General features: G+C 73.6%; 17 protein-coding genes and 1 pseudogene. 8 read left to right on the forward strand and 10 right to left on the reverse strand.

What is annotated here, in order from left to right; genetic code table 11:
• Positions 1 to 278 precede the first annotated feature (278 nt).
• Complete coding sequence (locus ABZ990_RS25420; protein WP_361235966.1) at positions 279 to 1,028, forward strand: hypothetical protein; 750 nt, start codon at positions 279 to 281, stop codon at positions 1,026 to 1,028.
• 100 nt (positions 1,029 to 1,128) lie between these two features.
• On the opposite strand, the gene ABZ990_RS25425 is transcribed toward ABZ990_RS25420, so the two are convergent.
• From ABZ990_RS25425 to ABZ990_RS25435, 3 genes are all read right to left on the reverse strand, one after another.
• Positions 1,129 to 1,893 carry a hypothetical protein gene (locus ABZ990_RS25425; protein ID WP_361235921.1) on the reverse strand — a complete coding sequence of 255 codons (765 nt, stop codon included), beginning with the start codon at positions 1,891 to 1,893 and terminating at the stop codon, positions 1,129 to 1,131.
• A gap of 418 nt (positions 1,894 to 2,311) precedes the next feature.
• Positions 2,312 to 3,865, reverse strand: coding sequence for a hypothetical protein (locus ABZ990_RS25430; protein ID WP_361235924.1), 1,554 nt, complete (start codon positions 3,863 to 3,865; stop codon positions 2,312 to 2,314).
• Between the two features lie 83 nt (positions 3,866 to 3,948).
• On the reverse strand, positions 3,949 to 4,776 hold the full coding sequence (locus tag ABZ990_RS25435) for a GntR family transcriptional regulator (protein ID WP_361235969.1): 828 nt from the start codon (positions 4,774 to 4,776) through the stop codon (positions 3,949 to 3,951).
• Positions 4,777 to 5,224: 448 nt separating this feature from the next.
• Here ABZ990_RS25435 and ABZ990_RS25440 point away from each other — a divergent pair, with 448 nt between their 5' ends.
• Together ABZ990_RS25440 and ABZ990_RS25445 are read left to right on the forward strand one after the other, a co-directional pair.
• Positions 5,225 to 6,097 (forward strand): (2Fe-2S)-binding protein, encoded by an 873-nt coding sequence (locus ABZ990_RS25440; RefSeq protein WP_361235927.1) that lies wholly within the window; start codon positions 5,225 to 5,227, stop codon positions 6,095 to 6,097.
• Positions 6,098 to 6,388: 291 nt separating this feature from the next.
• Positions 6,389 to 7,594 (forward strand): DUF2637 domain-containing protein, encoded by a 1,206-nt coding sequence (locus tag ABZ990_RS25445; RefSeq protein WP_361235930.1) that lies wholly within the window; start codon positions 6,389 to 6,391, stop codon positions 7,592 to 7,594.
• 69 nt (positions 7,595 to 7,663) lie between these two features.
• Here the strand turns inward: ABZ990_RS25445 and ABZ990_RS25450 are convergent, their stop codons facing one another.
• The 4 genes from ABZ990_RS25450 to ABZ990_RS25465 form a co-directional block, all read right to left on the reverse strand.
• The gene (locus ABZ990_RS25450; protein ID WP_361235933.1) at positions 7,664 to 8,068 is read right to left on the reverse strand and encodes an ATP-binding protein; all 405 of its coding nucleotides are present in this window, start codon (positions 8,066 to 8,068) and stop codon (positions 7,664 to 7,666) included.
• Positions 8,069 to 8,169: 101 nt separating this feature from the next.
• On the reverse strand, positions 8,170 to 9,912 hold the full coding sequence (locus tag ABZ990_RS25455; RefSeq protein ID WP_361235936.1) for a pyruvate dehydrogenase: 1,743 nt from the start codon (positions 9,910 to 9,912) through the stop codon (positions 8,170 to 8,172).
• Positions 9,913 to 9,939: 27 nt separating this feature from the next.
• Positions 9,940 to 11,454 (reverse strand): protein phosphatase 2C domain-containing protein, encoded by a 1,515-nt coding sequence (locus tag ABZ990_RS25460; protein WP_361235939.1) that lies wholly within the window; start codon positions 11,452 to 11,454, stop codon positions 9,940 to 9,942.
• Between the two features lie 111 nt (positions 11,455 to 11,565).
• Entirely contained in the window at positions 11,566 to 11,898 is a 333-nt protein-coding gene (locus tag ABZ990_RS25465) for a hypothetical protein (protein ID WP_361235943.1), read from the reverse strand.
• A gap of 236 nt (positions 11,899 to 12,134) precedes the next feature.
• Here ABZ990_RS25465 and ABZ990_RS25470 point away from each other — a divergent pair, with 236 nt between their 5' ends.
• Together ABZ990_RS25470 and ABZ990_RS25475 are read left to right on the forward strand one after the other, a co-directional pair.
• Positions 12,135 to 13,118 (forward strand): helix-turn-helix domain-containing protein, encoded by a 984-nt coding sequence (locus tag ABZ990_RS25470; RefSeq protein ID WP_361235945.1) that lies wholly within the window; start codon positions 12,135 to 12,137, stop codon positions 13,116 to 13,118.
• An 86-nt stretch (positions 13,119 to 13,204) separates the two neighbouring features.
• Entirely contained in the window at positions 13,205 to 13,687 is a 483-nt protein-coding gene (locus ABZ990_RS25475; protein WP_361235948.1) for a DUF456 domain-containing protein, read from the forward strand.
• A gap of 65 nt (positions 13,688 to 13,752) precedes the next feature.
• Here the strand turns inward: ABZ990_RS25475 and ABZ990_RS25480 are convergent, their stop codons facing one another.
• Entirely contained in the window at positions 13,753 to 14,601 is an 849-nt protein-coding gene (locus tag ABZ990_RS25480) for an EamA family transporter (protein WP_361235951.1), read from the reverse strand.
• A gap of 71 nt (positions 14,602 to 14,672) precedes the next feature.
• On the opposite strand from ABZ990_RS25480, the gene ABZ990_RS25485 reads away from it, so the two are divergent.
• Positions 14,673 to 15,551: a MurR/RpiR family transcriptional regulator gene (locus ABZ990_RS25485; RefSeq protein WP_361235954.1), complete on the forward strand. Its 879-nt coding sequence runs from the start codon at positions 14,673 to 14,675 to the stop codon at positions 15,549 to 15,551.
• Positions 15,552 to 15,927: 376 nt separating this feature from the next.
• Here the strand turns inward: ABZ990_RS25485 and ABZ990_RS25490 are convergent, their stop codons facing one another.
• Together ABZ990_RS25490 and rsgA are read right to left on the reverse strand one after the other, a co-directional pair.
• Complete coding sequence (locus ABZ990_RS25490) at positions 15,928 to 17,370, reverse strand: AlkA N-terminal domain-containing protein (RefSeq protein WP_361235957.1); 1,443 nt, start codon at positions 17,368 to 17,370, stop codon at positions 15,928 to 15,930.
• A 224-nt stretch (positions 17,371 to 17,594) separates the two neighbouring features.
• Positions 17,595 to 18,728, reverse strand: coding sequence for a ribosome small subunit-dependent GTPase A (rsgA, locus tag ABZ990_RS25495; protein ID WP_361235960.1), 1,134 nt, complete (start codon positions 18,726 to 18,728; stop codon positions 17,595 to 17,597).
• 723 nt (positions 18,729 to 19,451) lie between these two features.
• On the opposite strand from rsgA, the pseudogene ABZ990_RS25500 reads away from it, so the two are divergent.
• Positions 19,452 to 19,661: pseudogene (locus tag ABZ990_RS25500) on the forward strand (IS5/IS1182 family transposase); the annotation flags it as partial.
• A gap of 135 nt (positions 19,662 to 19,796) precedes the next feature.
• Positions 19,797 to 20,849, forward strand: a complete 1,053-nt coding sequence (locus tag ABZ990_RS25505; RefSeq protein ID WP_361235963.1) for an aldo/keto reductase — start codon at positions 19,797 to 19,799, stop codon at positions 20,847 to 20,849.
• Positions 20,850 to 21,023 lie beyond the last annotated feature (174 nt).

A 21,023-nucleotide genomic window follows, 5' to 3' on the forward strand; every position in this document is an offset into this window, starting at 1 on the left:
GCGCATGCGGAAGATCCGGGAGATACAGAAGATACGGAACCCACCGAAGATACGGAAGATACGGGTGAACGCCGAGGTCACCCGTATCTTTTCGGCTCATCGGGCGACAACCCGCGCCCCTGAGGACACAACCGGCGCCCGCTTTTAGCCGCTTCAAGCCCCGTCCCACCAGCCCCTCCCTTTGTGAAAATTTTCACCCGACCCCTTGGCCGGGCCCGGAGTTCGTGTTGAGATGCCGTCCTACTCGACAGCTCGACGGCGTGCTACGGGAGGCCAATGTGGCGTACGGCCGGGGAACCCCACTGGAGACCGCGGTCTGGAGGCTTCGCTCGCGCGGCTGCTGGACGGACGCGGCGGAGCTGCTCACCCCTCGCGCGGCCGATCCGGCCGCGGCCCTGGAGCGGGCGGCCCTGCTGATCGAACGCTGTCTGTACACCGAGCAGGGCTGGCCCGAGGCCGAGGAAGCGCTGCGCGCGGCGGAGGCGGTCACCCGGACGGACGAGGAGCGCGGCGCGACCGCCTGCGAGCGGGGCTATCTGGCGTACGCCTCCACTCTCCTGGGGGTACGCGACCGGGCCGACGAGGCCCGCGCGGCGCTCGGCCGGGCGGCGGCGCTCATCGACCCGGACACCCCCCGGCGGGCCCTGCTCGACTTCCGGCGCGGCCTGGTCGCCCAGAACCTCGGCGACTCCCCCCAGGCCGCCCGCGCGGCCTACCGCCGCGCCCACGAGGCCGCGACGGCTCACGGGGACTCGTTATTGCTCTCCTTCACCTGGCGGCACCTCGCCGGACTCGCCCTGAGGGAGGGCGAGTTGACGGAGGCCCGGCACGGATTCTCCGAATCCCTGCGCATCCGCGAGGAGTTGGGCTACCTGGTGGGCACCGCCCCGGCCCTCGCCTCACTCGCCGCGACCGCGTCCGAACCGGAGGCGGGCCGCCTCCGCGAGGAGGCGGCCCGCCTCTTCCGCCTCCTGGGCGGCGTCCCCACCTGGCTGGCAGGCCAGCTGACCCCGCGCCCGGCGATCTAGGGACCTAGGGACCTTTACGGGTGCGCGTACGCCGAGGGAGAGCCCGAGGGGGAGCAGACCGCTGCCGCCTCGGGCCGACCCGCGAGGCGAGCCTGGAAGGTCACTTCACCACGACGTAGTCCCCGGCCGAAGTCGACGCCCCGGTCGTGGTGTTGCCGCCGTACATCCAGCGCCACGCACCCGACTTGGACGCCTTCACGGTCGTCTTGAGGTCGCCCTTGCCGTTCGCGTACACCGACTTCACCGAGGTGTAGGAGGCGGCGCCGGCCGGCTTGAACTGGAGGCTCACCTTGCGGCCCTCGTAGGAGACGTACTTCTTGGCGTCCCAGTCGGCGCGCGTGATCTTTCCGGTCACCGTCAGTGTGCCGCCCTTGGCCGCCGGCTCGGGTGAGGCGTTCACGGTCATACGGGAGTTGCGCTTGACGTAGACCGTCATGCCCTTGTCGTCGGTGTCACCGCCGCCGCTCTGGAAGTCCACCTCCGCCCCGACTTTCCAGGCTCCGGCCAGACTGTTGCGCATGTCCCACACGGTCGGGTCGAAATACATCGTCTCGACGACGTCGCAGGAGCCCCCGACCACCGGGATGCAGTCACTGATGTCGATGGCCTGCCACAGCTGGTCGCTCGTGCGACCGCGATACAGGAACACCGCCGCCCACGTCCACTTGCGGGTGGTCGTCACCCTGAAGGTGGTGGGCGCCGCGACCTCGTTCGCCACCCCGATCACGATCGGCTTGCCACCGTTCACCTTGACGCGACTGAACTCGGCTCCGCCCTCGGCCGCACCGGCCGGAAACGCGGCCAGGCCGGTGAACACCGCGGCCGCCCCACCGGCCACGACAGCTCTCCAGAGCTTCTTCCCCATGCAATCCCCCATATCAGTCTCAAAAGGCGCCGGAGACCCATCTTCTGGCGCGCATGTTCAGACTGCTGTGATCCACAAAGGTTGCACTCCTCTGCCAACTCCCCACCGGCGGACGGGTATCCCCAACCTCCACCCCTTCCCGCCACCCAAGCGGACGGGGTGCGGGGCGGTGCGCGGAGACAGCGACGGGAGCGGGGGCCGGGGAGGGGGTCGTGTTCGGAACGTAGAGCGTGATTTGTGGCGCGGGAACAGCAACGCCTCGCGCACAAGTCAGGGTCCCGCGCCGTAAATCATGCAGTGCAGAACACGAGCCCCCGGACCGGCCCCCGCGCACCACCCACAAACCCCAGCGCACCGCACCAGCACCCCGAACGCGCCCCGAACGCCCCGCCACCACCACGCCCCGCACCACCACAGCTCAGCGCAGCGTCACACACACCAGCGCCTCGTCCAGCCCCACCACCAACGCCCCGTCCCCCGTCACCGCCACCGCCCGCACCGCCGGCCCCGCCCGGAACACGCCGCGTCTTCCCTGCTCAAGGCAGTGGAGTTCCACGACGCCGTCGCCCCACGCGGCCGCCACGACCGGCCCGTGCGGGGTCTGCGCGGCGGCGAGGGAGACGACGGGCGAGGGGCGACGGCGCAGGGGCTCGGGGTCGGGGTCCTGGCCGGGGGTCCAGCGGCGGACGGTGCCGTCGCTGCCGCCGCTGCAGACGAAGGGGGTCTCGGACTCGACGGCGGCGACGGCGGTGACCCGCCCGCTGTGGAGTGACGCCTGGTGCAGTCCGGTGAGCCCGAAGGCGTGGACGGAGCCGAGCCGGTCGCCGACGACCACGGATCCGGCGATGGTGGCGAGGGCCGTCCCGGGGTGCCGGGTGAGGGTGGCGGTGACGGCTTCGGTGAGCCGGTGCAGATAGGGGGCGCGGGGTTCGCGTCCTGGCGCGGTGTGCAGCCGGCCGCGTTCGTCGAGCAGGAGGACGGTGCCGTCGGGGGCGGGCGCGAGGGCGGCGATCCGCCCGGTCACGGGGTGGTCGAGCTGTCCGAGCGGCCGGGCGTCGGCGGCGGCGAGGAGGCGTACGGTGCCGCCGAGGTCGGCGGTGAGCAGCATGCCGTCGGGTGCGGCGAGCGCGGTGACGGGTCCGGGCCAGGGCGGGGTGAGGTCGCCGGTGACCCGGCTCCAGCGCAGCCGCCAGGGTGAGCCGGCCGCGAGTTCGGTGAGCGCGGGCCGCAGTCGGGGGTCGGCGCCGTCGCCGAGGAGGGCGAGCAGGCCGAGGGCGCGGTCGGCGGGGCGGGGGGCCGCGCAGAGGGCTTGTCCGGCGCGGAGCCAGGCCGCCCGCAGCCCGCCGTGTTCGTCCCAGGGGTCGCGTATGTATCCGGTGGTGACGGCGACGGGGTCGGCGGCGCAGACGGCGGCGGGGTCGGAGAGGTCGATGACGGCCGGGGCCGTCCCTTCGTCCCCTTCACGGTCCTCCACGCCCTCGGCATCGTCCGCACTCTCGGCGTCGTCAGGCTCGACGACGGCGACCCGCTCCCGCGCGAGCAGCTCGTACTCGGGTGTGCCGGGCCGTGCCTCGACGACCATCCGGACCCGGCCGAGCCGGGCGAGTTCGGCGAGCAGCGCGGCGACGGCCTCGGGCTCGGCGGCGGTGTGCAGGGCGGGCAGCAGCAGGACGGTGCGGGCGGCGCGCCCGTTCTCGCTGGTGGCGAGGGCGCGTACGAGGTCGGCCGGGGACGCCGCGACGACCCCTAGGTGGTCGGCGACGGCCCACGCGGCGCCGAGGGCACTGCGTCCGGTGAGCGGGACGAGCGCGCGGACGGTGCGCCGGCGGCCGGCGTCGCGGGGGCCGTGGCGGGCGAGCCAGTCGAGCAGCCCGGGGCCGCCGGTGACGAGACAGAGCCGCGGGGCCTCGGGGTCGGTGAGCCAGCCGAGCAGGTCGGCGGCCCCGGGGCGGTCCGCGCGGACGGACGGCATGGCCACCTCCAACGGAACCACGGCACAACGGAACCACGGCATGACGTCATATGCCTGAGGCCTCTTGCTCTCGACCTTAGCCGTCAGTCGCGCCATCCGGTGAAGTGCTGTCGGACAAGTCCGAGAACGGCCTCGGTGTCCTCGGCGATCAGGGCGTCCAGGAGGGCGGAGTGCGCGGCCGCGTCGGCGACGAGTTCCGCGCGCCGGACGGTGCCGGAGGCGCCGGCCAGGGGCCACTGGGTACGGCGGTGCAGGTCCTCGGCGACGGTGAGGAGCTGCTCGTTCCCGGCGAGGGCGAGGACCGCGCGGTGGAAGGCGCGGTCGGCGTCGGCGTAGCCGGCGCGGTCGCCCCGGGCGGCGGCGAGCGCGGCGGTGTCGGCGAGCGGGCGCAGCGCGGCCCAGCGGGCGGCGGGGACGGTACGGGCGAGCCGGAGGATGACGGGGACCTCGACGAGGGCGCGGACCTCGGCGAGCTCGGCGCGTTCGCGGGGGGTGTGTTCGGTGACGCGGAAGCCCCGGTTGAGCACGACTTCGACGGCGCCCTCGGTGGCGAGCTGCTGCATGGCCTCGCGTACGGGGGTGGCGGAGACTCCGTGGCGTTCGGCGAGGGCGGGCGCGGAGTAGACCTCGCCGGGAACGAGTTCGCCGGCGAGGAGGGCGGCGCGCAGGGACTGGAGGATCTGGCCGCGTACGGAGTGCCGGCGCACGGTCCGGGGCGCGGACGCGCCCTCGGAGTGCGCGGGTTCGTCGTGGCCGTCGTGGCCGTCGTCGCCGCGCGGGTCGTCATGCGGATCGCCGTGCGGATCGCCGTGGTCGATGTCGCCGTGCACATGCTCGCCCCGGGCCGCGGGGAAGGCGGGGACGGGGACGGCGGGCCCCGTCGACCGCTCGACGCCGGCCTGCTGCGGCACCCTGACCCCGTCGCCGTACCCGGAGTATCCGGCGACTCCGGCGTATCCGGCCTCTCCGAGCGCGGCGAGCCCGCGGCCGAGACCGCCGAGGCCGCCGAGGCCCCTGGGACCGCTTCCGGTGGCACCCCACCCGTTGCCACCGTTGCCGCTGTTGCCGCCGCCACCGCCGTCGCGGGTGTTTCCGTTCTCCATACCCCTGTGCTCCACGTACTCCGCGTGCTCCACGCCCCCGGATTCCCGGGCCGCGGCGTGCTCCCCCGCCCGCGTCCCCGCCGGGCCGCGGCCACCGCCCTGGTCCACCCGGGTCCTCCTGCGCCTTCGTCTCGGGCCCGGCTCGCGGTGCCGGGGTCCCCCGTGCACGATAGGCGGACGGCGTCGCAGTTCAAACACCATGCGTGTCGGGTAAGGTAAGGCTTACCTGCCCACGAGCGCGATTCGGTGGTCCCGTATGACCGTCCCCACCTTGCGAACTCCGCCGCCCGCCCCGGCCGGTTCGCCCGTCGCGGCGGCCTACGCGCGGCTCGCCGAGGTCTTCCCGGCCCTGCGGGTCGAGGAGTGGACGGACGGCGGCGGGCGACGCGGCGACGGCTGGTTCGGCGCGGGCGAGCTGGCGGCCGGCGGCGAGGAGCTGGACGCCTTCCTGGCCTGGGACGAGGAGCAGGTGCTCCGGGATTACGGGAGCGCGGGGCGTCCGGACGTGGTGGCGGGCTTCGGACTGCACCGGTACGCCTGGCCCGCCTGCCTCCTGGTCACGCTCCCCTGGTTCCTGGACCGCCGGGTCCCCCGGCTGCCCGCCCGTAATGTGGCCTTCCACCGCGGGCTCGGGCGGCTCGCGGTGCGCGTGGAGGAGTTCGCCTGCCTGCCGGGCGATCCGGCGGCGGCGCTGCCGGGCGCGCGGGTGGTGGCCGACGAGGAGGCCCTGCGCGCGGAGGCGCGGGAGGCGCTGGCCGAGCACTTCGAGGCGGTGCTGGCCGGATTCGGGCCCCGGATGCGGCGCGGCCGGCGCGCGCTGTGGGGAATGGTGACGGACGAGATCGTCGAGGGCCTCTGGTACGTGGCGACGCTGCTCGGCGAAGAGGACCGGGCGCTCGGCGAGCTGGAGCGGCTGATGCCGGGGACGGTCCGGTCGTACGCGCCGTACGCGGGGGCGGCGAACTTCCGCGAGCTGCCGGGTTCGGCGGAGGCATGCGGCGGCCCGCGCGCCACCCGGGACCGGGTGACCTGCTGTCTCTTCTACACACTGCGTCCCGAGGACACCTGTCTGACCTGCCCCCGCACGGCCGACCCGGAGCGGGTGCGCCGGCTGGCCGCCACCGGCTGACGGACCAACCGGTCCGACAGGCCGAACGGGCCGAATGGGCCACCCGGGGGGCGCGAGGGCGGCGCCCGCCGTCCTCCCCCTCGCGCCGGCGCGCCTCCCTTCACCCCTCGCCGTCGAACAAAACCCCTCCCTCGGCATGCCAGTTCGACCAAATTGAGCCTCCGTACGCCCCCTACGCCCCCATTGGCATGCTGTTCACCGGAAACCCCTTGTCCGTCCCGCCCGGTCGGCCAGGATGGCCGCCGCGTCGCCGTTTCGCGAGGCACTCCTGCGAGGCAAGGAACACCGCCGATGAGACTGACCGACATATCGCTGAACTGGCTGCTCCCGGGCGGCGTGGTCCTGGTGTGCGGCCTGGTGGCGGTGGCGATGCTCGCGCGCGGGAAACGCGCCCCGGACCCGCCGGCCGGCGAGGGCGGCCGGGAACGCGGCGAGGAGCGCCGGCGGCGCCGGGAGACCCTGTACAGCTCCGCCGCCTACGCCCTGCTGTTCTGCTGCGCCGCGGTCGCGGCGGCGCTCTCCTTCCACGGCCTGGTCGGCTTCGGCCGGCAGAACCTCGGTCTCGACGGCGGCTGGGAGTACCTGGTCCCGTTCGGGCTCGACGGCGCGGCCATGTTCTGCTCGGTGCTCGCGGTACGGGAGGCCAGCCACGGTGACGCGGCGCTCGGTTCACGCCTCCTGGTGTGGATGTTCGCGGGGGCCGCGGCCTGGTTCAACTGGGTGCACGCGCCGCGGGGGCTCGGGCACGCGGGCGCGCCGCAGTTCTTCGCGGGCATGTCGCTGTCGGCGGCCGTCCTCTTCGACCGGGCACTGAAGCAGACCCGACGGGCCGCCCTGCGCGAACAGGGCCTGATCCCCCGGCCGTTGCCGCAGATCCGGATGGTCCGCTGGCTGCGGGCACCGCGGGAGACGTACGCCGCCTGGTCGCTGATGCTCCTGGAGGGCGTCCGTACGCTGGACGAGGCCGTGGACGAGGTACGCGAGGATCGCCGGGAGCGGCGGCGCGGCCGGATCGCCCGGCGGGAGCGAGCCAAGCTGGACCGGGCCCGGCTGAAGGCGCTGAGCCGGCAGCACCGGACGTACGGAAACGGCGCCGCCCGTCAGGCCGGCTCCGCGCCGGCGGCACTCGGCGCCTCGTCCGGCTCCGACTCCGGCGCGGGTACGGGTACGGGTACGGGTACGGGCACAGGCGCGGCGGCGACCGGGCCGACCGGGCCCGCCGTCGCGGAGCCCGTCATAGCGGAGGTTCCCGACCGGACGCCGGCCCGGGTGAAGCGCGAACAGCGGCCCGAGGAGTCCGGGCCGCGAACCCGCCCGTCTCTCCAGGCGGTACGGGAGAAGGCCGGGCACCCGGCCTCCGAGTCGCGCGCGGGTGAGTCCCGCCCGATCGATCCCGCGTCCGCAGCCGCGGCCGCCTCCGAGGACGACCTGCGGACGCTGCCCCGGCTCGATCAGATGGAGCGCAAACTCGCCGCGATGGAGCAGCAGTTCGGCTGATCATCACCCACGAACCACGCCCCTCGCAGGCACAGGAACGGCGGGGCCGCCACTCCCCTCACGGGTTCCTCAGGCGGCCCCGCCGTACAGTTCGAACCACACCACCTTGCCCACCCCCTGGTTCTCGACACCCCAGGAGTCGGCGAGGGCTTCGACCAGGATCAGTCCCCGGCCGTGCGTGCCGTCGTCGGCGTACGGGACCCGCGGATGGTCGATCCCGGGGACGAAGTCCCGTACCTCGACGCGCAGTTGTTCGGGTTCCACGGTGGCGGTGACGACGGCCCCGTGTTCGGTGTGGACGAGCGCGTTGGTCACCAGTTCGCTGGTGAGCAGTTCCGCGACGTCGGTGGCGCCCGGTGCGCCCCAGGCGCCCAGCATCGCGCGTAAGGCGTGCCGCACCTCCGGAACCGCGGCGAGATCGGCGCCTCCCACCTTTCTGAGCAGTTGAGTCGGCTGCTTCGCCTTCCCGGTCATAACCCCCACCCCGTTGTCGGATCGAACAGGCTCACGGGGATGCATGCCCCGCCCGGGGACCCGCATTCATGGGGCTCGCGTCACGGAACCGGTGCACGGAGTCACGGACGGGGCACATTGCGCAAATTCGAGCGGGCCATCTGAACCATGCGACCCACGCCCCCGTCCAGGACGATCTTTCCGGCGGAGAGCGCGAAGCCGGCGACCATGTCCGTGCTGATCTTCGGCGGGATGGAAAGGGCGTTGGGATCGGTGACGACGTCGACGAGGGCCGGGCCCCGGTGCGCGAAGGCGTCCTTGAGCGCGCCCGCCAGTTGCTTGGGCTTCTCCACTCTGACCCCGTACGCCCCGCACGCGCGGGCGACGGCGGCGAAGTCCGGGTTCTTGTTGGTGGTGCCGTACGACGGCATGCCGCTCACCAGCATCTCCAACTCCACCATGCCGAAGGAGGAGTTGTTGAAGACGATCACCTTCACCGGCAGGCCGTACTGGACGAGGGTGAGGAAGTCGCCCATGAGCATGCTGAATCCGCCGTCGCCCGACATCGACACGACCTGCCGCTCCGGGTCGGTGAACTGGGCGCCGATGGCCTGCGGCAGGGCGTTGGCCATCGAGCCGTGACTGAAGGAGCCGATGATCCTGCGCCGCCCGTTGGGCGACAGATAGCGGGCGGCCCAGACATTGCACATGCCCGTGTCCACCGTGAAGACGGCGTCGTCGTCGGCGAGTTCGTCGAGGACGGAGGCGACGTACTCGGGGTGGATCGGGACGTGCTTGTCGACCTTGCGGGTGTAGGCCTTGACCACGCCTTCCAGGATGGCGGCGTGCTTCTTCAGCATCTTGTCCAGGAAGCGCCGGTCGGTCTTCTCCCGGACGCGCTCGATCAGACAGCGCAGCGTCTCGCGGACGTCGCCCCACACGGCCAGGTCGAGCCGGGAGCGGCGGCCCAGCCGCTCGGGCCGGACGTCGACCTGGGCGATCTGGACGTCGTCGGGCAGGAAGGCGTTGTACGGGAAGTCCGTACCGAGCAGAAGCAGCAGATCGCAGCCGTGGGTGGCCTCGTAGGCGGCGCCGTAGCCGAGCAGTCCGCTCATGCCGACGTCGTACGGGTTGTCGTACTGGATCCACTCCTTGCCGCGCAGCGCGTGCCCCACGGGGGCCTTCACGCGTTCGGCGAACTTCATGACCTCCTCGTGCGCCCCCGCCGTGCCGCTGCCGCAGAACAGCGTCACCCGGTCGGCGGAGTCGATCATCCGGACGAGCGCGTCGATCTCCGCGTCCCCCGGCCGGACGGTGGGCCGGGCGGTGACGAGCGCGGTCGCGACGGGCTGTTCGGGAGCGGCCTGGGCGGCGATGTCGCCGGGCAGGGAGACGACACTGACCCCGCCCTGGCCGACGGCGTGCTGGATCGCGGTGTGCAGCAGCCGGGGCATCTGGCCCGGGTTGGAGATCAGCTCGCTGTAGTGACTGCACTCGCGGAACAACTGGTCGGGGTGGGTCTCCTGGAAGTAGCCGAGGCCGATCTCGCTGGACGGGATCTGGGAGGCGAGGGCGAGCACCGGGGCCATGGAACGGTGGGCGTCGTACAGGCCGTTGATCAGATGGAGGTTGCCGGGGCCGCAGGAGCCCGCACAGGCGGCGAGCCGGCCGCTGATCTGGGCCTCGGCGCCGGCGGCGAAGGCGGCCGTCTCCTCGTGCCGCACCTGGATCCAGTCGATGCCGGAGGAACGGCGGATGGCGTCGACGACCGGGTTCAGGCTGTCGCCGACCACTCCGTAGAGGCGCTGGACGCCCGCGCGGACGAGGATGTCGACGAATTGTTCTGCGACATTCTGTTTGGCCATGGGTCCATCAACCCATGGGCCCGGAGGTTACGCCTCCCAGACCGCCACCGCCGTACGGTCGTCGGCGTAGCCGGTGACCCGCAGCTGGGTATCGGCGAGGAAGGCGGCCAGACCGGGCACCTCGGCGCCGTCGGCGGCGGCCCAGCGGGTGGCGAGTTCGCCGGCGAGCGCCGGTGCGCCACGCATCGGATCGGCGAGCCCGGCCGAGGCGAGCAGCAGGGTGTCGCCGGGGCGGGCGGCGCAGACGCGGAAGCGGAACGGCTCGGCGGGCGGGGGCGGCGGCTCCTCGACGAAGGGGCGGCCGGGCGCGGCGGCGAGACCGAGGCTCAGGGTGTACCGGTCGCCGACGTCTTCGTGGTCGTGGTCGTGGTCGTCCTCCGTGTCGGTGTCGGTGGCGGGCTCGGGGGTGCCGTCGTCCGGGTGGGCGTCGATGGCGTCGACGGGTCCGGGGCGGCGCGGGTCGGGCCGGTGCGGCGGGTGGGACGGGTACGGCTGGTCGGCCTGGTCGGCCGCCGCCGGCTCGATGTCCTGCCAGGAGCCGTCGCGCAGCCGGAACAGTCCGCCGGGTCCGACGCCGAAGAAGACCCGGGTGCGGCAGCCGGGGTCGGCGGACAGCAGCAGACAGCGCAAGTGGGCGGAGTACGACTCCGGGGCGAGGCCGTGTTCGGCTGCACGGGCCCGCAGCCTGCGGTAGGCGCGGTCGGTGAGCCGGCGGAGCCCGGCGCCGAGGTCGCCGCCCCGGCCCGAGCGGAGGTCCTCGGACAGCCGGGCGTGGCTGCGGCCGACGGCCTCGCCGATCCAGCGGCAGGCGTCGGCGGCGGCGAGCGGAGCGTGTGCGGAGGCGCGGTCTCCGGTGGCGACGGCGACGAACACGAGCGCGGCCTCGTCCTGGCCGAAGCGGGCGGTGAGCAGGGCGTCGCGGCGGGGTTCGCCCCGGAAACGGGCGGAGTCGCCTCGGACGGAGGCTGCCCGCAGGGTGCAGGCGCCGTAGCGAGCGCCGTCCAGAACGGTGTCGGCGACGAGGTCGCCGAGCGCGTCGGGGTGGGCGGCGGGCAGTGCGGTGGGCTCGGGCTCGTAGGTGGGCGGCCGGCTGCCGATGTGTCCCGTACGGGGCCGGGGCGCGGGGACCATCCGGGGCGCCGGGGCGGGGGTCGCCTGGGACGCCGGGGCGGGTGCCGAGGGGAGTGCCGGGGGGAGTGCCGGGGCGGGTACGTCCTCGGCGACTGGCGCGGGGGTGGTCTCGGGGGGCTGTGCGGAGGTCGGCTCGGCGACCGGAGGTGTGACGGGCTCGGCGTCCGAGGCGGAGGCCGAGCCTGAGTCCGGGTCGAGGGGTGACCCGGAGGCCGGGGCAAGGGGTGGGTCGGCCGCCGTCGCCGGGGCGGGCACCGGCGTCCGGCCGGTCAGGGAGACGGTGGTCGCCGCGGCGGAGTCGTAGCGCTCGTCGAGGCTGTCGGACGTCGGTGCGGGCCCGGTGTCCTGGGCCGCCCCGTCGTAGAGCCTGTCCCACCAGCCGGTGTCGCCCTTGTCGCCCTGCTGAGTCATGCCCGCATTGTCCACCGGACGGGCCGCCGGGAACCGGCGCATCGCCGGAAAAAGTGGTCCGCCGGACGTCTCCAACCCCCCACGGGAAGGACGCCCGGCGGACCGGCGTGATCAGCGCACGGCGTGGGCGCGGACCACGGTCAGGGGGACGGAGCCGCCGTGGGCGTCCGTCGGTTCGGTCCTCAGCTCAGAGGGGACCCGCTCACTGGCCACGCCCGATCCCGCGCCCGCGCCCGCGCCCGCATGGTCCACGGTGGCGAGGGCGACCGGGACCGGCCGTCGCCGGCCGGCGCGGGCGGTCTCGTTGCCGGTCGGCGGCCGCTTGCCGGGCGCCGACTCGTCCTGCGGCACCGCGCACGCGGAGGCCAGGGCCGCGTTGGCGGCCGGGACGGGCGGGACGGCCATGGGCGCCGCCCCCGGGGCCGTACGCGCATACAGGCGCATCGCTCCTCCTCTCTCTGGTTCCGGACACGGCGGGGCGAAGGCCCCCGCGTCCGGGGGTCGCCGGTGCCGCGGTGGCGCCACATTGGCAGAGGTGAGGGTGGTGCGGGCAGGATGAACGAGGCGGGAATGTGCCGTGGCCGTTTCCCGCCAGGCACCAAATGGAACGAATGCGTCCGCGGGCCGCCCCGGGATGTCCGGGTCGTCCGGGGGCGTCCGCGCGAGGGATGGGTCGGCAGATGCTGGGTGCGATAGGTCTCGACGAACGGCAGGAGTCCGCCTACCGCGCGCTGGTCGCGCTCGGCGCGGCCGAGGTCTCCGACCTGGCCCATCGGCTGGCGCTGCCGGAACTCGACACCGAGCGGACGCTGCGCCACCTGGAGTCGCAGGGCCTGGCCGCCCAGTCCTCGGCCCGGGTGAGCCGTTGGGTCGCGGCCCCGCCCGGGATGGCCCTCGGCGCGCTGCTCACCCAGCAGCGGCACGACCTGGAGCAGGCGGAACGGGCGGCGGCCCTGCTCGCGCGGGAGTACCGGACCGAGGCGACCGAACCCGCCGTCCACGACCTGGTGGAGGTGGTGACCGGCGCGAGCGCGGTCACCCACCGCTTCCTCCAGCTCCAACTGGGCGCCACCGACGAGGTGTGCGCGCTGGTGACCGGCGACCCGATCGCCGTCTCCGGCATCGACAACGAGGCGGAGGAACGGGCCTCCGGGCGGGGTGTGCGCTACCGCGTGGTCGTCGAACGGGACGTCCTGACGCAGCCGAACGGGCTGGTCGAGCTGTCGGCGGCGCTGGGGCGGCACGAGGAGATCCGGGTGGTGGACCGGGTCCCGACGAAGCTGGTGGTGGCGGACCGGACGCTGGCGATGATCCCGCTGTCCGGCCGTAACGCCGAGCCGGCCGCCCTCGTCGTCCACGCGAGCGGCCTCCTCGAATCGCTGACGGGCCTCTTCGAGTCGGTGTGGCGCGAGGCGCTGCCGCTGCGGCTCGGCGCGGGCGCGCGGCCGGTGGAGGAGGCGGCACCGGGCCCGGACCCGGTGGACCTGGAGGTCCTGTCGCTGCTCCTCGCGGGGATGACGGACGCGACAGTGGCCAAGCAGCTGGACCTGGGGCTGCGGACGGTGCAGCGGCGGGTGAAGGGGCTGATGGAACTGGCGGGCGTGACGACGCGGTTGCAGCTGGGCTGGTACGCGTACGAGAAGGGGTGGGTGGCGCGCCGGTAGGGCGAAGGGGTTGCCGGGCCACTCGTCCGTACTTCTTGGGCACCCTTTGACCTGCGGGAACGCCCGTTCTCCGGCACCCTGGGCAGATGGGAGTGTGGCAGCTTCTGCTGATCGGCCTGGTGATGCTGCTCGGCCTGTTCGGGGTGCTGACGCCCGGCGTGCCCGGGACGTGGCTGGTGTGGGCGGCGGTGCTGTGGTGGTCGCTGCACGAACAGAGCGGTCCGGCCTGGATTTTGCTGGTGTCGGCGACGGGGCTGCTGCTGCTCACCCAGGCGGTGGTGTGGCAGTTGCCGCCGCGCCGGTTCCGGGGGCCGGGGATCACCCGGCGGACGATGGGGTACGCGGGGGCGGGGGCGCTGCTCGGGTTCGTCCTGATCCCGGTGCTCGGCGCGGTTCCCGGCTTCGTGGGCGGGGTCTATCTGTCGGAGCGGCTGCGGCTGGGCGGCCACGGCCAGGCGCGGGCGGCCACGCGTGCGGTGATGCGGGCGGTGGGGACAAGTGTGCTGGTGGAGCTGTTCGCCTGTCTGCTGATCGTGGGGGCGTGGGTGGGGACGCTGGTCCTGAGCTGAGGGGGCCCGGCCGCCTCGGGGGCGCTGGAGCGGGCCGATCCGGTCCCCCCGAGCCACCGCGGCCGTCAGTGCAGCAGCCCGATCCCGGCCAGCATCACCGCGCCGGCGACCAGCCGCAGCCTCCCGAAGGGCTCGCGGAAGAAGAGGGTGGCGATCACGGCGGCGACCAGGATGCCGGTCTCGCGCAGGGCGGCCACGGCGGCGACGTCGCCGTGCGCCTGGGCCCAGATGACCAGGCCGTACGCGGCCATGGACAGCGCTCCGCCGGTCAGTCCGGTTCCCAGTACCGGTCTGAGCTGCCCGAACAGGGCGCTCCGGCGGCGGGCGAGCGCGATCAGCGGCAGCACCGGGCCCTGGAGGAGGAAGAGCCAGGCGATGTATCCGAGGGTGTCGTCGGTGTGCCGGACGCCGGAGCTGTCGACGAGGGTGTACGCGGCGATCAGCACGCCCGTACCGACGGCGGCGCCCAGGGCGGGCAGCTGGGCGCGCCCGATCCGGCCCGAGCCGAGGGCCAGGATCCCGAGGCCGCCGGAGACCAGCAGGACGCCGAGGGCCTGGAGCGGGGTGAGGCTGCCGCCGAGCAGGGTGACCGAGGCGACGGCGACGAGGAGCGGCGCGAGACCGCGCGCCAGCGGGTACATCTGGCCGAAGTCGCCGAGCTGGTACGCGCGCAGCAGGAACAGGTGCGAGGACACTTCGAGCGCGGCCGAGGCGGCGATGAAGGGCCAGGCGGCGGCCGGCGGGACGGGCGTGAAGCAGACGAGGACGGCCGCGCAGAGGGTGTAACCGCAGTTGATGAGGGTGAAGCCGACGAGTTTGTCGGGGATCTTGTGGGCCATCGCGTTCCAGACCGCGTGGAGGACCGCGGCCGTGAGGACGGCGACGAGAGCGGCGGTGGACATCGATCCGGGCATGGCGGGGCGACTCCTGCGCGGGACGGCGTGGAACGAACTCCTGGAATGGAATTCCACGCTAGGCTAAGCACATGGAACAGAATTCCGAAAGCGGGGGTCGGCTCGCGGCTCCAAGCGGCGGTCCGCTCGCGGCCCGGATCCGCGCCCGGCTGCCGGAGCTGCGCGAGACCGAGGCCCGGGTGGCGCGTACGGTCCTCGACCAGGGCCCGGCCCTGGTCCACCTAAGCGTCAGCGATGTGGCCGCGCTGGCGGGCACGGCACCCTCGACCGTCGTCCGCGCCTGCCAGCGGCTCGGTTTCCGGGGCTTCCAGGAGCTGAAGATCGAGGCCGCCCGGATCGTCACCGAACCCCCCGCGCGGACGGATACGGAGGACGATCCGGCGGCCCAGGCCCTCGCGGCCACGGTGCGCGCCTCCCGCGAGGCCCTGGACGGGCTCGCCGCGACCCTCGACACCGCCGTACTCGCCGCCGCGGCCGGGGCGTTGCGCGCGGCGCCTCGGGTGGTCGTCGCCGGCGCCGGTCTCTCGGCGGCGGTCGCGCTCGACGCCGCGTACCGACTGCGGGCGCTCGGCTGCCCCGTCGACGCGCCGGCCGACCCGCTCACCGCCCAGCTCGCGGCGGGCCAGCTCCCGCCCGACGGCGTCTGCCTCGCCATCAGCCACACCGGCGCCACCCGCACGACGGTGGACACCGCCCGCCGGGCCCGCGCGGCCGGAGCGGCGGTGGTCGCCCTCACCAGCTACGCTCGCTCGCCCCTCAGCGAGAGCAGCACCCATGTCCTGGTGGCGGGCGGTCAGGACCTCGTCTTCGGGCTTGAGACCTCCGCCAGCCGTATCGCCCACCTCGCCACCGTGGACGCGCTCACCGCCACGCTGATATCCCTCTCCCCCGAGACCGCCCGCCGCCACCTGGACCTGTCGGCGGACGTCACGGCGGACCACGCCTACTGAGTCACGCGTACCGAGCAGGGATGTTTGATCACCGAACCCTCCCTCCCCTCACCCACGCGCGGCACCCACCCCCACCCCTTCAAGCGGGAGGGGTGCGGGGCGGTGCGCCACGACGCGGACGGGAGCGGGGGCCGGGAAGGGGGTCGTGTTCGAAACGTAAAGCGTGATTTGTGGCGCGGAAAAAGAAGGCTTTACGCACTACGGAGGTGCCCGCGCCGTAAATCATGCAGTGCAGAACACGAGCCCCCGGACCGGCCCACGCGCACCCACCACGAACCCCCAGCGCACCGCCCCAGCACCCCGAACGCGCCCCCACACCCCGCCCCCACCACGCCACGCACCCGCACAACGCAGCGCCCCCGCACCACCGCCCCGCTCAGCAGCGCGCAGCGCCCCGCACCCCGCGAGCCAGATACCGCGCCGCGTACGAACGCCACGGCCGCCACTCCTCCCGCTCCCCCGCCCCGGGCACCGCGACGTCCGGGTCCCCCAGCGCCCGCACCCGGATCGCCGCGACGGCGTCGGGTCCGACCCCGGGAATCGCCGCCAGCGCGGCGGCGGACGCGTCCCGGTCGGCGCCGGGGTCGAGGCGTACGGTGCCGTCGGCGAGGGCGGTGGCGAGCGGGCCCGCGACGGGGTGGCCGGTGAGTGCGGCGGGTTCGGGGAAGACGTGGGTGAGGCCGCCGCAGCGGGTGTCGAGCGGGGTGCCGTGACGGGCGACGAGCCGGGCGGCCTCGGCGGGGCCGACGACGGTGCGGATCGCGAACTCTTCCGGTTCGGCCGTTCCGGGGGAACGTACGCCGGGGCGGGCCGCGACCTCGGCGGCGAGGAGGGGGTCGGCGCCGAGGCGTTCGGCGACGGCGTACGGGTCGGCGTCGAGGTCGAGCAGCCGGCGCAGCCGCTGTACGGCGGTGGCGAGGTCGCGCAGTTCGGTGAGCCGGATCCGGGCGTCGAGCCAGTCGCCCGGGGAGTGTTCGTCGACGGAAACGAGGCCGGTGCCGTAGGGGAGGCGGAGGGTGCGCCGGTAGGTGCGGGTGCCGGGGGCGCCGACGACTTCCTCGATGCCGGGTACGGCTTCGGCGGCGAGCAGGTCGAAGACTTCGCGTGCGGCGTACGGCCCCCGGTGGGCGAGCCGCAGCGGTACTCCGGCGGCGAGCGCGGTGCGCGGTCCGGCGCCGGTTCCGGTGCCGGATTCGGCGCGCAGGTCGGTGGGGGTGCGGGCGTAGACGGCGCGGATGGTGGCGTTGAACTGGCGGACGCTGGCGAAACCGGCGGCGAACGCGATGTCGGTGACGGGCAGGGTGGTCGTCTGGAGCAGGACGCGCGCGGTGTGGGCGCGCTGCGCGCGGGCGAGTGCGACCGGGCCGGCGCCGAGTTCGGCCGTCAGTTGCCGCTGTACCTGCCGGGTGCTGTAGCCGAGCCGTCCGGCGAGTCCGGGGACGCCTTCGCGGTCCACGACGCCGTCGCCGATCATCCGCATGGCGCGGCCGACGACGTCGGCGCGGACGTTCCATTCCGGGGAGCCGGGGACGGCGTCGGGCCGGCACCGTCGGCAGGCCCGGAAACCGTGGGCCTGCGCGGCGGCGGCGGAGGGGTAGAAGCTGACGTTGCGCCGTTTGGGGGTGACGGCGGGGCAGCTGGGCCGGCAGTAGATGCCGGTGGTGGCCACGCCGAAGAAGAACACCCCGTCGAAGCGGGCGTCCCGGCTGCCCACCGCCTGGTAGCGGGTCTCCTCGTCGAGCGGCACGCCGCCCACCGGGCCGGCGGCACCCCCCGTACCCCCCGCACCCGCCGCCACCTCGGTCTTCGTGTCCGTCATGCCTCCAGTGTGCGCGGCGCGCGGTGGTGGGGCTGGCGGATTTCGGACACGGAGCCGTGGAGGCGGGGGTGGTGCGGGGGCGAGGTCGGTGCGGGGGCGCGGGCGGGGGCCCGTACCGGGTCGGCGCCGGAGGAACCCGCGCCGGGTGACCCGTACCGTACCGACCCCGCGAGAGCCCCCGGGAAGCAACCATCGACGGACGCGACCACCGACGGACGCGACCGTCAGCGGAAACGCCCCTGCTTCATCTCCATCGCGGCGCGGCCCTCCGCGCCCCGCTGCTTCCAGCCCTTCAGCATCTCGGCCCGCATCCGGGCATCGGTCTTGGCGGCCAGCCGCTGGTTCTCGCGCAGCAGCTTGCGGTAGCTGTCGAGGCGGCGTTCGGGGAGGGTGCCGTCGTCGATGGCGGCGGCGACGGCGCAGCCCGGCTCGGTCTCGTGGGCGCAGTCGTGGAACCGGCACGACGCGGCCAGCTCGTCGATCTCCGAGAAGACCTGGCCGACGCCGCTCTCCGCGTCCCACAGGCCGACCCCGCGCAGCCCGGGGGTGTCGATGAGGACGCCGCCGGCCGGCAGGGCGAGCAGATTGCGGGTGGTCGTGGTGTGCCGGCCCTTGCCGTCGGCGTCGCGGGTGGTCTGGACGTCCATGGCGTCCGCGCCGAGCAGCGTGTTGGCGAGGGTGGACTTTCCGGCGCCGGACACGCCGAGGAGCACGGTCGTACCGCCGGTGGCGATCGCCCGGAGCGTGTCGAGGCCGTCGCCGGTATGCGAGCTGACCGGCAGGACCTCGACGCCGGGGGCGACCGTCTCGACGTCCTCGACGAGATAGGACAGGCCGACCGGGTCGGGCACGAGGTCGGCCTTGCTCAGCACGATGGCCGGCTGCGCACCGGATTCCCAGGCCAGGGCGAGGAAACGTTCGATCCGGCCCAGGTCGAGTTCGACCGCGAGGGACACGACGATGATCGCGTGATCGACGTTCGCGGCGAGGATCTGGCCCTCGGAGCGCTTGGAGGAGGTGGAACGGGTGAAGGCGGTCCGGCGCGGCAGGTAGTCGCGTACGTACCGGGGGTCGCCGGCCCCGTCGGGGTCGACGGCGGCCCAGTCGCCGGTGCAGATCACCCGCAGCGGATCGTGCGGGGTGACGAACGCCGTGTCGGCGCGCACCAGCCCCTCGGGCGTCATGACGTCGCACTGCCCCCGGTCGACCCGGACGACCCGCCCGGGGAGCAGGCCCTGCGCGGCGTACGGGGCGAACGCGTCCGCCCAGTCCTCGTCCCAGCCGTAAGCGGCGAGCGGGTGCGAGGCAGCGGAAGAGGACGAGGAAGAGGAGGACGGGTGGAGCGAGGCGTGGAACAAGGGGAAACCCTTCGGAGGGTGGCCCCGGCGGCGCGCTCCGAGCGCGCGGATCGAATGGGTGTCAGCCGGAGACCACAGGGGTGGGAACGATGAACTCCTGAATGCGGGCAGAGCCCGTCACGGTGACAGTCATCAATGTCCTCACCTCCTGCTTCTTTCTCGACGTGCCGACAGCGCCCCTCGGGAGTGGCCCCAGGGAGCGGATGGGCAGCACGATAGCCCCGCCCCCGGACGCAGCACCACCGAATTACACTCCGAGACATCACCGGTCGGCATGAACTGCCCGTGTCACGCTGCGAGTCACACAGTCTCCGGGGCCAACACCCGGCAACGTCGCCGTGGCTCCCCTCGATTCGCCGGGCTTCAGGGACTTCTGGATGGAGTTGCAGGCCAACGGAATCTCGAACAGCGGTGACTTCATCGGCAAGACGGACGCGGCCCCGGCACATGGACCACTATGTGCACGGAACCGGTAGCACTCTCGATCTCGACGTCGACAGGATGCCGAGCGATGAGAACGACACCGTACTGCGCGACGTATCGGCAGCCATACGCACCGAGCGGGAGGACGGATGGCGCCGTCAGGCGCTTGAGGCATTCACGCAATCGGGCGGCAAGCCCGTCGCCATCCCCGTGGAGACCACGGGGATGGGTTACACCCACGACAAGGGGCCGGACGGTACAGCGAACTGGTATCTCGCGGTGGGCAGTGCCATGACCAACAGGATCGCCGACCGGACGGTCTTCGAGCACATCGTGCTCGCGTTGGTCCACGGCTTTGGATACGAGCGGATCTCCACCGCCGGATGTTCCGACCGCACCATCAGGCGTCGCGTCAGGGAGTGGGCCGAGCAGGGGATATCCGGGCAGGTGCACGCCCTGGCGCTCGAGGCGTACGAGGCGCTCGAGGCGTACGACCGGATGATCGGCCTCGGACCGAGCGAGGGACCAGCCGGCCGTGACTCATGGCGATCCCGGGGCTCGGGCATCACACCCCTTGCTCACATAAGATCTCTTATATAGAGTCACCCACAGATCAATATCAGCAAGTGGAGGGTTGGAAGTTTCATGACACTGCCTGCCAAGCAGCTCGGCACGACCTCGATGGCCATCAGCCGCACCGGCTTCGGGGCCTGGGCCATCGGTGGCGGGGGCTGGCACTACGCCTGGGGTGCCCAGGACGACGCCGCCTCGGTCGCCGCCATCCGACATGCCGTCGAAGCCGGCGTCAACTGGATCGACACCGCCGCCGTCTACGGCTTGGGGCACTCCGAGGAGGTCATCGCCAAGGCCCTCGCCGACTTCCCCGAGGCCGATCGCCCGTACGTGTTCACCAAGTGCGGCCTGGTCTGGGACGACAACGACCCGGCCGCCCCGCCGCGCAACTCGATGCGGCCCGACAGCGTCCGCCGCGAGGTGGAGGGCTCCCTGCGCCGCCTCGGCGTCGAGAGCATCGACCTGTACCAGGTGCACTGGCCGGACACCGGCGGCGAGGCTCTCGACTACAACGACCCGCAGGCCCAGGCGACGGCGCGGGGCGCCACGCCACTGGAGGAGTACTGGCAGGTCATGGCCGACCTGAAGGCCGAGGGCAAGGTCCGCGCCATCGGCCTGTCGAACCACTCCCCCGAGCAGCTCGCCGCCGCCGAGCGGGTCGCCCATGTGGACGTCGTCCAGCCGCCCTTCTCCGCGGTCAACCGCGCCTCCGCCGATCTGATCGCGCGGGCGAACGCGGCCGGCACCGGCGTGATCGTCTACTCGCCCATGCAGTCGGGCCTGCTGACCGGGGCGTTCTCCAAGGAGCGCGCCGCCTCCCTGCCGGACGACGACTGGCGCAAGACCCACCCCGACTTCACCACCGGCCTGGACGCCAACCTCGCCCTCGCCGCCGCCCTCGTCCCGGTGGCCGAGCGGCACGGCGTCTCCACCGGTGCCGTCGCCGTCGCCTGGGCGCTGGCCTGGCCCGGCATCGACGGTGCGATCGTCGGCGCCCGCACCCCCCAGCAGGTGGACGGCTGGATCGCCGCCTCGGCACTGGAGCTGACCCCGGCCGACTTCGCCGAGATCACCCGTGCGATCGAGACCACCGGCGCCGGCGAGGGCCCGGTTTCCGCCGCCTGACCCCCACGTGGGGCCGCCCACCCCCCCTACGGGCAGCCCCGCACACCCACACCCCCATGCGCCAGGGCCGGGTCCCGAAGAAGCGGGACCAGTAGGTGTCGATGAAGCGCTGGTCGTCGCCCCAGATGGTGCGGAGCATCGCCGGCCACGGCTCGGTGAGCACCAGGTAGCCGC

The sequence above is a fragment of the Streptomyces sp. NPDC046203 genome, assembly GCF_040646255.1.
Lineage (GTDB): Bacteria > Actinomycetota > Actinomycetes > Streptomycetales > Streptomycetaceae > Streptomyces.